Consider the following 11,302-nt stretch of genomic DNA (forward strand, 5'->3'; position numbering starts at 1 on the left):
CACGCCCAGCGGTGCCAGCGCGTCGTTGATGGCGTTGATCACCGCCGGGGTCGACCCGATGGCCCCGCCCTCGCCGGCGCCCTTGTAGCCGCCCGGCCCCGGCCCGGGGATCTCGACGTGTCCGAACTCGATCGGCGGCACCTCGGTGGCCGTGGGCAGCAGGTAGTCGACGAAAGTCGTTGCCAGCGGGTTGCCGTCGTCGTCGTAAACCATGTCCTCCATCAGGGCGCCGCCGATGCCCTGCACCGTCCCGCCGGCGATCTGGCCTTCCACCACCGACGGGTTGATCATGGGGCCGACGTCCTCGCTGACGATGTAGCGCAGCAGCGTCACCTTGCCCGTCGCCACGTCCACCTCGCAGGTGCAGGCGTGCGTCGCGTTGGACCAGTGGATGGGATTGGTCGAGTTGAACCGGGCGGTGGCCTCCAGGTTGGTCGACAGCCCCGGCGGCAGCTGCTGCGGCGAGTAGTACGCCACGTAGGCCAGCTCGCCGAACGACACCGACCTGGCCGGGTCATCGCGCACGCTGGCGACCGAGAACGCCAGACCCACTTGCGCCTCCGGCACTTTCAGGTGGTGCGCGGCCAGCGCCACGATCGTCTCGCGCAGGATGGCGCCCGCCTCGGCGACGGCCCCGGCGGTCATCGGCGCGCTGCGGCTGCCCTGCGTCCCGGCGCCGTACGGGGTGATCGCGGTGTCGCCCTGGATGGTGGCCACGTCGTCGATGTCGGCGCCCAGCGCGTCGGCGGTCAGCTGCACGACGGTGGTCTCGATGCTGTTTCCGCTCGAGCCGCCGTTGACGTAGACGTTGATCTTGCCGGTCGGCTCCATGCGGATGGTGGCGCCTTCGGTGGCCAGGTGCCCGGTGGCCGCGCCGGTGGGCTCGATGTAGGCCGAGAAGCCCAGGCCCAGGTAACGGCCGTGCGCCAACGCCTCGGCCTGTTCCTTCCGAAAGCCTTCGTGGTCAAGGATTTTCACCGCCTGCTCGAACGTATCGATCGGGGCGACGTGGTCATACGGCATGCCGTTGGGGTTGACGTAGGGCATCTCGTCGCGGCGCAACAGGTTGCGCCGGCGCAGCTCGACCGGGTCGACGTTCATCTTGCGGGCGGCGATGTCGAGCAGGATCTCGCGGGCCAGCGTCTCGTACTGCCACGGGCCGCGGTAGGCGGCCAGGCCGCTGGTGTTGGAGAAGACCGTCTTGTAGTTGAAGCTGGCCTTGGGCACCCGGTAGGGGCCGGGGAAGAACATGCCGATGGCGGCCGTGGTCAGCACCGGGTACGGCGTCGGGTAGGCGCCGATGTCCTGGACGAAGTCGATGTCCGCCGCCGCAATGTTGCCGTCGGCGTCGAACGCCATGCGCGCGGTGCCGTCGACGTGCCGGGCCTGCCCGGCCGACATCAGGTTCTCGCGCCGGTCCTCGATCCACTTCAGCGCCGCCGGCACCTTGCGGGCGGCCAGCATGATGCACATGTCCTCGCGCATCGGGACGACCTTCTGGCCGAACCCGCCGCCGGTGTCGCGCATGATGACCCGAACCCGTTGCGCGGCAATGCCCAATAGCCGGGCGCAGAACGCGCGCAGTTCGTGCGGGGTCTGGGTGGACGCCCACATCGTGAGTTCCCCGGTGCCGGCGGTCCATTCGACCACCAGGCCGCGGGTCTCGATCGGCACCGGCGCGTAGATCTGTTGGTAGATGTGCTCTTTGACGACGCACGGCGCGTTGGCGAACAGCTCCTCGTCCGGCGGGGCCCCGCCCATCCCGCCGGCGACGTTGTTCGGGTAGGCGTCGTGCACCAGCACCTCGGAGTCCTGCGCGCGGGTGAAGTCGGTGACCGCGGGCAGCGGCTCGTAGTCGACGTCGACGAGCTCAAGCGCGTCCTCGGCGATGTAGCGGCTCTCGGCGACGATGAGCGCGACGGGGTCGCCGACGAACTTGGCCTCGCCCTCGGCCAGCGGCGGTCGCGGGGTGTCCGGCATGTCCTTGCCGGCGACGGCGTGCCACGCCTCTTTCACGTCCGGGTTGAGGTCGGCGGCGGTGAACACCGCGCGCACCCCGGGCAGCGCCAGGGCCGCCGAGGCGTCGATGCCGTTGATCCGCGCCCGCGCGAACGGGCTGCGCACGAAGCAGGCGTGCAGCATCCCGGGTCGCGAAATGTCGTCGACGAAGCTGCCGCGGCCGGTCAGCAGCCGGCCGTCCTCCACCCGCTGGACGCGGGTGCCGGCGTACCGGGGCGTGGGGGTGACGGGTCCGGCCGTGGTCGCCTGCACGTCCTGGGTCATTGCGCTCCATCATTGTCACTGTGCGAGAAGCCCAATGTCATCATAGGAGAGTGACGTTATCGCAGTCTATCGGCCCGGCGCCGCGCATCGTCGGGGTGCTGCTGGCCGCAGGGGCCGGGAGCCGCTACGGCAAGCCGAAGGTGCTGGTCGACGGCTGGCTCGAGGCCGCGGTGGACGCGCTGCAGGACGGCGGTTGTGCGGGCGTCGTCCTGGTCCTGGGCGCCGTCGAGGTTCCTGCCCCGGTCGGGGTCACGGCGATCGCCGCGCCGGACTGGCGCGAGGGGCTGAGCGCCTCGGTGCGAGCCGGCCTGAACCACGCGGACCGCATGCACGCGGACTACGCGGTGCTGCACGTCATCGACACGCCCGACGTCGGCGCCGCCGTGGTGGCACGAGTCCTGGACCGCGCGGTGGGGTCCACCAGCGGCCTGGCACGCGCCGTGTTCGGCGACCGGCCGGGGCACCCGGTGGTGATCGCGCGCCGGCACTGGCCCGAGGTCCTCTCGCGCATCTCCGGCGATCAGGGCGCCGGCGCCTACCTGCGCACCCGGCACGACGTCGAGCTCGTCGACTGCGCCGATCTGGCCGGCGGTCGCGACATCGACGAGCCCTAGGCCGCCGCGGGCGGGTCGGCGGCCGGCAGGGCGGCGTCTTGGGCGGCGGCGTGCACCCGATGGCGGACCAGGTACCAACCGGCGATCAGCGCGGGGATGCCGACGGCCATCGCGCCGAGCAGCCACGGGCCCTGGACCTTGTCCACCAGCATCAGGACCAGGACGCCGGCCAGGAAGGCCAGCGTGAGGTAGCCGCTGTAGGGCGCCAACGGCATCCGGAAGTGCGGCCGTTGCACCGTCCCGGCGCGGGACAGCCGGTAGAACCGCAGCTGGCTCGCGACGATCGTCCCCCAGGCGACCACGACGCCCACGGCGGCGATGTGGAGCACGATTTCGAACGCCTGGCTCGGTTTGACGGCGTTGAGCACGATGCCCAACAGGCCGACAACGGCGGTGAGCAGGATCCCGCCGTACGGCACGCCGTTCTTCGTCATGGGCGCGGTGAACTTCGGTCCGCTGCCGTTGATCGCCATGGACCGCAGGATGCGGCCCGTGGAGTACAGCCCGGCGTTCAGGCTGGACAGCGCGGCGGTGAGGACGACGAGGTTCATCACGCTGCCCGCCCCGCCGAACCCGACCTTGGAGAAGAAGGTGACGAACGGGCTCACATGGTCCCGGTAGGCGGTATGTGGCAGCAGCAGCGCCAGCAGGACCGTCGACCCGATGTAGAACACGGCGATGCGAAACACCACCGAGTTGATCGCGCGCGGCATGATCTTGTGCGGGTTCGCGGTCTCCCCGGCCGCGATGCCGACCAGTTCGACCGCGGCGTAGGCGAAGACCACGCCCGAGGTCACCAGCACCAGGGGCAGCAGGCCGGCCGGCAGAAGTCCCCCGTGGCTGTCCCAGAGCGCCACCCCGGGGTCATGGCCGTCGACCTTGAAGCGGCCGACCAGGAAGACCGTGCCGACGACCAGGAACGTCACCAGCGCGAGCACCTTGATCAACGAGGCCCAGAACTCCAGCTCGCCGAACAGCTTGACCGAGATGAGGTTCATCGCCAGCACGATGACCAATGCGATCAACGCCAGCGTCCACTGCGGCACGGCCTGCAACGCCGTCCAGTAGTGGCAGTAGTGCGCGATCGCGGTGGTGTCCACGATCCCGGTCATCGCCCAGTTGAGGAAGTACAACCAGCCCGCCGCGAAAGCGGCCTTTTCGCCGAAGAATTCACGGGCGTAGGAGACGAAGGATCCCGAGGACGGGCGGTAGAGCACGAGCTCGCCGAGGGCGCGCAGGATCAAGAAGACGAAGACGCCGCAGATCCCGTACACCAGGAACAACCCCGGTCCCGCCGACGCGAGCCGTCCTCCGGCGCCGAGGAACAGGCCGGTTCCGATGGCGCCGCCGAGACCGATCATCTGGATCTGGCGGTTGTTCAGGCCCTTGTGATAGCCCGACTCTTCGCGGGTGAGCCGCGCGGCGGCGCTGTCTTGCGGTGGCATTGAGTCCTGCCGTCTCGGCTCCGTAAAGGCTCAGGCTAACCCACCGATGCGCCCGCGCGCTCACTGCGCGGCCGTCGCATCGCGGCACACCCTTTCGACCCCCCCGGGAACAAGACGGCGGCGTCCGCCGTTAGCATGGGCGACAAGTTGAGCGAACCACACTCAATGCTGGGTTGACACCACGGTGTCGACCAGAGCAGTCTTGAGCGGGGTTCACTCAGCATAGTGGCACCAAAGAAGCTCTACTCAATCAGGAGGAATCACTATGGCTCGTGCGGTCGGTATCGACCTCGGGACCACCAACTCCGTCGTCGCAGTTCTCGAGGGCGGTGACCCCGTCGTCGTCGCCAACTCCGAGGGCTCGCGGACGACCCCGTCCATCGTCGCGTTCGCGCGCAACGGCGAGGTGCTCGTCGGTCAGCCCGCCAAGAACCAGGCGGTGACCAACGTCGACCGCACCATCCGTTCGGTCAAGCGGCACATGGGCACGGACTGGTCCATCGAGATCGATGACAAGAAATACACCGCGCAGGAGATCAGCGCCCGAGTGCTGATGAAGCTGAAGCGCGACGCCGAGGCGTACCTGGGTGAGGACATCACCGACGCCGTCATCACCGTGCCGGCGTACTTCAACGACGCCCAGCGGCAGGCGACCAAGGAAGCCGGCCAGATCGCAGGCCTCAACGTGCTGCGCATCGTCAACGAGCCCACCGCGGCCGCGCTGGCGTACGGCCTGGACAAGGGCGAGAAGGAACAGACCATCCTGGTCTTCGACCTGGGCGGCGGCACCTTCGACGTCTCGCTGCTCGAGATCGGCGAGGGCGTGGTCGAGGTCCGCGCCACCAGCGGTGACAACCACCTCGGTGGCGACGATTGGGACGACCGGGTCGTCGAGTGGCTGGTCGACAAGTTCAAGGGCACCAGCGGGATCGACCTGACCAAGGACAAGATGGCGATGCAGCGGCTGCGTGAGGCCGCGGAGAAGGCCAAGATCGAGCTCTCGAGCTCGCAGAGCACCTCGATCAACCTGCCTTACATCACGGTCGACGCGGACAAGAACCCGCTGTTCCTCGACGAGCAGCTGACCCGCGCCGAGTTCCAGCGCATCACGCAGGACCTGCTGGACCGCACCCGTCAGCCCTTCCAGTCGGTGATCAAGGACGCCGGCATCTCGGTGTCCGAGATCGACCACGTGGTGCTGGTGGGTGGTTCCACCCGCATGCCCGCGGTGACCGACCTGGTCAAGGAGCTCACCGGCGGCAAGGAGCCCAACAAGGGCGTCAACCCCGACGAGGTGGTGGCCGTGGGCGCCGCGCTGCAGGCCGGTGTGCTCAAGGGTGAGGTGAAAGACGTTCTGCTGCTTGACGTCACGCCGCTGAGCCTGGGTATCGAGACCAAGGGTGGCGTGATGACCAAGCTCATCGAGCGCAACACCACGATCCCCACCAAGCGGTCGGAGACCTTCACCACGGCCGACGACAACCAGCCGTCGGTGCAGATCCAGGTCTATCAGGGTGAGCGCGAAATCGCCTCGCACAACAAGCTGCTCGGCTCCTTCGAGCTGACCGGCATCCCGCCGGCCCCGCGCGGCGTCCCGCAGATCGAGGTCACTTTCGACATCGACGCCAACGGCATCGTGCACGTCACGGCCAAGGACAAGGGCACCGGCAAGGAGAACACGATCAAGATCCAGGAGGGCTCCGGCCTGTCCAAGGAGGAGATCGACCGGATGATCAAGGACGCCGAGGCGCACGCCGAGGAGGACCGCCAGCGTCGCGAGGAGGCCGACATCCGCAACCAGGCCGAGTCGCTGGTCTATCAGACGGAGAAGTTCGTCAAGGACCAGCGTGAGGCCGAGGGCGGGTCGAAGGTTCCCGAGGAGACGCTGTCCAAGGTCGACGGCGCGATCGCCGAGGCCAAGACGGCCCTGGGCGGCACCGACATCTCCGCGATCAAGGCGGCGATGGAGAAGCTGGGCCAGGAGTCCCAGGCTCTCGGCCAGGCCATCTACGAGGCCACCCAGGCCGCGGGCGGCGCGGAGGCCGGCGCAGCCGGTGGCCCGTCCGGTTCCGCCGACGACGTCGTGGACGCGGAGGTGGTCGACGACGACCGGGAGTCCAAGTGACAGAAGGCAATCCACAGGAGCAGGTGACCGTCACCGACAAGCGGCGGATCGACCCGCAGACCGGTGAAGTACGGCACGCCTCGCCCGGCGCCACGTCGGGCGAGGCGGCGCCGGCCGACGAGTTCGCCGGCGAAAGCCCCGAGGAGGCCGGCAAGGCCACCGAGTTGCTCGCCGACCTGCAACGGGTCCAGGCCGACTTCGCCAACTACCGCAAGCGTGCGCTGCGCGACCAACAGGCCGCGGCGGACCGGGCCAAGGCCGCCGTGGTCAGCCAATTGCTGGGCGTGCTCGACGATCTCGAGCGGGCGCGCAAGCACGGCGACCTGGAGTCCGGGCCGCTGAAGTCGGTGGCCGACAAGCTCGACAGCGCGCTGATCGGGCTCGGCCTGACGGCGTTCGGCGCCGAAGGCGAGGACTTCGACCCGGTGCTGCACGAAGCCGTGCAGCACGAGGGCGGCGGCGGCGACGGGTCCAAGCCGGTGATCGGCACGGTCATGCGGCAGGGTTACAAGCTGGGCGACCAGGTCCTGCGGCACGCGTTGGTCGGCGTCATCGACACGGTCGCGGACGAGGGTGCCGCGGCCGGGCAGGCCGAATCGGACGATAATCCCGGCGCGTCCGGTGAATAGACCACACAATCAGCACAACACAACAGAAAGGTGGGAGGGGGTGACGCGACATGGCCCAGCGAGAATGGGTCGAAAAGGACTTCTACAAGGAGCTGGGCGTCTCCTCTGACGCCAGTCCCGAAGAGATCAAGCGCGCCTACCGCAAGCTGGCGCGCGACCTGCATCCGGACGCCAATCCCGACAATCCCGCCGCCGGCGAGCGATTCAAGGCCGTCTCCGAGGCGCACAACGTGTTGTCGGATCCGGCCAAGCGCAAGGAGTACGACGAAACCCGCCGCCTCTTCGCGGGCGGCGGTTTCGGCGGACGCCGGTTCGACGCGGGCGGTTTCGGCGGGTTCGGTGCCGGCGGTGACGGCGCCGAGTTCAACCTCAACGATTTGTTCGATGCCGCGGGCCGAAGCGGTGGCGCCAACATCGGCGACCTGTTCGGCGGCCTGTTCGGGCGGGGCGCCGGCGCGCGTCCCAGCCGGCCGCGGCGCGGCAACGACCTGGAGACCGAGACACAGCTCGATTTCGTCGAGGCCGCCAAGGGCGTGGCGATGCCGTTGCGGCTGACCAGCCCGGCGCCGTGCACCAACTGCCATGGCAGCGGGGCACGGCCGGGCACCAGCCCGAAGGTGTGCCCCACCTGCAACGGTTCCGGCGTGATCAGCCGCAACCAGGGCGCGTTCGGGTTCTCCGAGCCGTGCACCGACTGCCGGGGCAGCGGCTCGATCATCGAGCACCCCTGTGAGGAGTGCAAGGGCACCGGGGTCACCACCCGCACCCGCACCATCAACGTGCGGATCCCGCCCGGTGTCGAGGACGGGCAGCGCATCCGGCTGCCCGGACAGGGCGAGGCGGGCCTGCGCGGCGCGCCGTCGGGCGACCTGTACGTCACCGTGCACGTGCGGCCGGACAAGGTGTTCGGCCGCGACGGCGACGACCTCACCGTGACCGTTCCGGTCAGCTTCGCCGAACTGGCCTTGGGCTCAACGATTTCGGTGCCCACGCTGGACGGCAAGGTGGGCGTCCGGGTGCCCAAGGGCACCTCCGACGGGCGCATCCTGCGGGTGCGCGGGCGGGGCGTCCCGAAGCGCAGCGGCGGCAACGGGGACTTGCTGGTCACCGTCAAGGTCGCCGTGCCACCGAACGTGGAGGGCGCCGCGGCCGAGGCGCTGGAGGCGTACGCGGCCGCGGAGCGGGCCAGCGGGTTCGATCCCCGAGCGGGATGGGCGGGCAATCGCTGATGGCCAAGAATTCACGGGAGGAGTCCCGGACGTTCCTGATCTCGGTGGCCGCCGAGCTGGCCGGCATGCACGCCCAGACCCTGCGCACCTACGATCGCCTCGGCCTGGTCAGCCCGCGCCGCACTTCCGGTGGGGGACGGCGTTATTCGGAGCACGACGTCGACCTGTTGCGCGAGGTGCAGCGGCTGTCGCAGGACGAGGGCGTCAACCTGGCCGGCATCAAACGCATCATCGAGCTGACCAACCAGGTCGAGGCGTTGCAGGCCCGCGTGCAGGAGCTCAACGAGGAGCTGGCGCAGGTGCGCGCCGGCCAGCGCCGCGATCTGGCGGTGGTGCCCAAGAGCACCGCCGTGGTGGTGTGGCAGCCGCGCAGAACGCGCGGCTGATCAGACCCGGATCGAAAACTGTGTGACCGCAGGCTCACCCGGCCGCGCGCGGTGGTAGCCGCCGCGGCGCAGGGCGTCCGTCGGTGCGGTCATCGGCTCGAAGCAGACGACGTCCTCGGCGGTGGGCGCGAAGATCTGCGTCGCCGGATACCCCCGCTCGAAGCGCACCTCCAGCCGCCGGCCGCCACCCGAGACCGCGAACACCGCGCCGTCGGGCACCTCGTCGTAGGCATCGTCGAAAGCCTTGTCCCCCAACGGCTCCGACAGCGCCGCCTGGGCTTCGAATTCGCCGGTGGGCAGCCCGAGGTCGTCCAGCCGCAGGCGCCGCAGGGGCGGTGTCTCGATCACCCACTCCGGGCGGGCCACGTCCGGCAGGCGCAGGTAGGGATGGAACCCGAAGCACAGCGGGACCGGGTGGGCACCGGTGGCGGTCACCGTGGCGCGCACCGTCAACGTCCGCTCGGCCAGCCGCACGGACACCGTCAGGACATGCGGGTACGGGAAGCTGGCGAGCAGTCGGGGATCGGCGCCGAAATCCAGCTCGGCGATCAACTCGCCGGCCGTCTCGGCGATCACCCGCCAGCCCGGATGGCCGGCCAGCACACCGTGGATCGGCAATCCGTTGGGGTCGGCGCGGACCCCGTTCTCGCCCGGCGTCAGCGTCGCCGTCACGCCTTCGGCGGTATAGGTGTTCCCGCCCAACCGGTTCGCCCAGGGATACAGGATCGGGATGCCCATCGTCTTGCCCGCCGTCACGTAGGCGTCCAGCCCGCGCCGCTGCCCCAGCAGCTCCACGCCGGCATCGCTGAGCGAGGTGCCGATCATGCCCGCCTCGGGCACGAACTCCGCGGCCACCGACGAGGCCGGGTCGCGCAGGGTGACGACGCGCATGCTTCCTCCACTCACCTTGATAGCGGGTCGTGCTGAATGTTTTCCGGCGGAGCGCCTTTGGCGATCAGCGCGGCCTTGGTGGCCCGCACCATCGGCGGCCCGCCGCAGATCAGGATCTGCCGGTCGCCCCACCCACCGTATTTGGTCACCACATCGAGGAGCCGGCCGGTCTGGCGCACGTGCAGGCCACGCGGCGGCGTGACGTCGGGATAGTCGGCGGCCCAGGCCGGGTCGGCGCCGTACTCCGAGACCGGGGAGACCGAGAGCCACGGATTGTGCGAGGCCACCTGCCACAGGGTCGGCAGGTCGTAGAGCTCGCATTGATAGCGCGCCCCGAAGAACAGGTGCACCCGGGGGTTCACCGCGTATCGGCTGAGGTCCATGATCAGCGTCCGCAGCGGCGCCAGCCCGGTGCTCCCGGCGACCATCAGGACGTCGCCGCCCTCCCGGTCGACCCGCAGGCCGCCGTGCGGGCTGGACAGCCGCCACCGGTCGCCGGGCCGCGTCTCGCCGACGATGGCGGTGCTGACCAGGCCGCCGGGGACCACGCGGACATGGAACTCGATGCCGCCGCCCGGGTCCGCCGGGATGGCGGGGGACAGGTAGCGCCAGCGGCGCGGGCATTGCGGGACTTGAACATTCACGTACTGGCCCGGGTGGTAGTCCATCGGCCGGTCAAGCTGCAGCCGGATCACCGCGAGGTCGCGGGACACCCGCATGTGCTCGATCACCGTGCCGTCCCACCACGCGGGCCCCTCGTCCGCGTCCGCCGCGCCGCTCATCACGCCGGTGATGAGGTTGAGCGACTGGCGGGCCGCGTCGTCGACGGCGTCGGTCCAGGCGCCGCCGAGCTGGGTCCGCAACGTCGACAGCAACGCGCGGCGCAACGTGTCGTAATGCTCCGGTAGCACACCGTATTTGCGGTGGTCGCGGCCGAGCTGGGCGAGGAAGGCCACCGGTTCCTGGGCGCGCTGGGCGACGAGCTCGCCGTATACCCAGTGCATGGCGTGCGCGAAAGCGGCCCGCTGTCCGCCCATTTCGGGCGGGAACAAGTCGCGCACCGAGGCGTCGAGGCCGAACCAGCGGGTGTAGAACCGGCCCACGAGCTCGTTGCCGGGCCCGGAGTCCTCCTGCGCGAAGGCGTCGCGCAGCACCCGCAACGCATCGGTGTCCTCGAGCCCCACGCGGCCCGATTCTAGGCGCGCCGCGCGCCGGCGATCCCGGCCTCAGCCCTGACCGACGGTGTTGGCCGTGCCGGCGTTGGCGATGGTCGGTGAGCCCCAGTGATACGTGACCGAGTTGCCGGTTCCCGACGCGCTCACCGCGTCCGCGCTGTCCACCGCGACGCGGTTGCCGTGGCCGGAGACGCTCAGGCTGGTGCAGTGGCCGGTGACGGTGACGGTGTTGGTCTGGCCGCTGACCGACAGGTAGCCGCCGTGGCAGCCGATGGTTTTCGTGGTGCCGGTGCCGTTGACCTGCAACGTGCCCGACTCCGGGACGGTCGCCGAAGGGCCGGCGCCGGCGAGATCGGTGTGGAATCCGGCGGCGGCCAGGCCCGCCAGTGCCAGCGCCGCGGCGGCGAGTGCGGGCCAGAAGGCGGCGCGGGGCCGGGGCTGACCCGTGGCGGGCCCGGCGTGGGTGGCGTTCTGGGGCTGTTGCGTCTGCGTCATCGCTTCGGGGGATACCCCGTGCGCCGCGGT

At 70.0% G+C, this 11,302-nt stretch carries 10 protein-coding genes; 5 read left to right on the forward strand and 5 right to left on the reverse strand.

The window, feature by feature from the left end; genetic code table 11:
- On the reverse strand, positions 1-2,283 hold a 2,283-nt coding region (locus A5713_RS01070; RefSeq protein ID WP_068091607.1), incomplete at its 3' end, for a xanthine dehydrogenase family protein molybdopterin-binding subunit.
- Between the two features lie 50 nt (positions 2,284-2,333).
- On the opposite strand from A5713_RS01070, the gene A5713_RS01075 reads away from it, so the two are divergent.
- Entirely contained in the window at positions 2,334-2,897 is a 564-nt protein-coding gene (locus A5713_RS01075) for an NTP transferase domain-containing protein (protein ID WP_082972706.1), read from the forward strand.
- Here the strand turns inward: A5713_RS01075 and A5713_RS01080 are convergent.
- The gene (locus A5713_RS01080; protein WP_067923365.1) at positions 2,894-4,342 is read right to left on the reverse strand and encodes an amino acid permease; all 1,449 of its coding nucleotides are present in this window, start codon (positions 4,340-4,342) and stop codon (positions 2,894-2,896) included. The genes A5713_RS01075 and A5713_RS01080 overlap by 4 nt on opposite strands.
- Before the next feature lie 265 nt (positions 4,343-4,607).
- Between A5713_RS01080 and dnaK the strand changes: the two genes are divergently transcribed.
- The 4 genes from dnaK to A5713_RS01100 are packed head-to-tail and all read left to right on the forward strand — an operon-like array spanning position 4,608 to position 8,711.
- Positions 4,608-6,467, forward strand: a complete 1,860-nt coding sequence (gene dnaK / locus A5713_RS01085) for a molecular chaperone DnaK (protein WP_068051212.1) — start codon at positions 4,608-4,610, stop codon at positions 6,465-6,467.
- A complete protein-coding gene (gene grpE, locus A5713_RS01090; protein WP_068091610.1) occupies positions 6,464-7,096 on the forward strand; it encodes a nucleotide exchange factor GrpE in 633 nt (210 codons plus the stop codon). Before dnaK ends, grpE begins: the two co-directional genes overlap by 4 nt.
- 50 nt (positions 7,097-7,146) lie before the next feature.
- Positions 7,147-8,325 (forward strand): molecular chaperone DnaJ, encoded by a 1,179-nt coding sequence (dnaJ, locus tag A5713_RS01095; protein WP_068091613.1) that lies wholly within the window; start codon positions 7,147-7,149, stop codon positions 8,323-8,325.
- Positions 8,325-8,711 carry a heat shock protein transcriptional repressor HspR gene (locus A5713_RS01100; RefSeq protein WP_067920661.1) on the forward strand — a complete coding sequence of 129 codons (387 nt, stop codon included), beginning with the start codon at positions 8,325-8,327 and terminating at the stop codon, positions 8,709-8,711. Before dnaJ ends, A5713_RS01100 begins: the two co-directional genes overlap by 1 nt.
- Here A5713_RS01100 and A5713_RS01105 read toward each other — a convergent pair whose 3' ends face one another.
- Genes A5713_RS01105 through A5713_RS01115 form a run of 3 tightly spaced genes read right to left on the reverse strand, consistent with a single transcriptional unit; the run spans position 8,712 to position 11,272 of the window.
- The gene (locus A5713_RS01105) at positions 8,712-9,602 is read right to left on the reverse strand and encodes an aldose 1-epimerase (RefSeq protein WP_068091616.1); all 891 of its coding nucleotides are present in this window, start codon (positions 9,600-9,602) and stop codon (positions 8,712-8,714) included.
- A gap of 11 nt (positions 9,603-9,613) precedes the next feature.
- Positions 9,614-10,786, reverse strand: coding sequence for an FAD-binding oxidoreductase (locus A5713_RS01110; protein ID WP_067920628.1), 1,173 nt, complete (start codon positions 10,784-10,786; stop codon positions 9,614-9,616).
- Positions 10,787-10,828: 42 nt separating this feature from the next.
- Positions 10,829-11,272 carry a DUF3060 domain-containing protein gene (locus A5713_RS01115; protein ID WP_068091619.1) on the reverse strand — a complete coding sequence of 148 codons (444 nt, stop codon included), beginning with the start codon at positions 11,270-11,272 and terminating at the stop codon, positions 10,829-10,831.
- Between the last annotated feature and the right edge of the window lie 30 nt (positions 11,273-11,302).

The sequence above is a fragment of the Mycobacterium sp. E2497 genome (genome assembly GCF_001668695.1).
Taxonomy (GTDB): domain Bacteria; phylum Actinomycetota; class Actinomycetes; order Mycobacteriales; family Mycobacteriaceae; genus Mycobacterium.

Bases quoted from the DNA above. Each gene is read 5' to 3' on its own strand.
- A5713_RS01080 (WP_067923365.1), bottom strand. From the start codon at position 4,342: ATGCCACCGCAAGACAGCGCCGCCGCGCGGCTCACCCGCGAAGAGTCG.
- A5713_RS01115 (WP_068091619.1), bottom strand. From the start codon at position 11,272: ATGACGCAGACGCAACAGCCCCAGAACGCCACCCACGCCGGGCCCGCC.
- dnaJ (WP_068091613.1), top strand. From the start codon at position 7,147: ATGGCCCAGCGAGAATGGGTCGAAAAGGACTTCTACAAGGAGCTGGGC.
- A5713_RS01100 (WP_067920661.1), top strand. From the start codon at position 8,325: ATGGCCAAGAATTCACGGGAGGAGTCCCGGACGTTCCTGATCTCGGTG.
- A5713_RS01105 (WP_068091616.1), bottom strand. From the start codon at position 9,602: ATGCGCGTCGTCACCCTGCGCGACCCGGCCTCGTCGGTGGCCGCGGAG.
- dnaK (WP_068051212.1), top strand. From the start codon at position 4,608: ATGGCTCGTGCGGTCGGTATCGACCTCGGGACCACCAACTCCGTCGTC.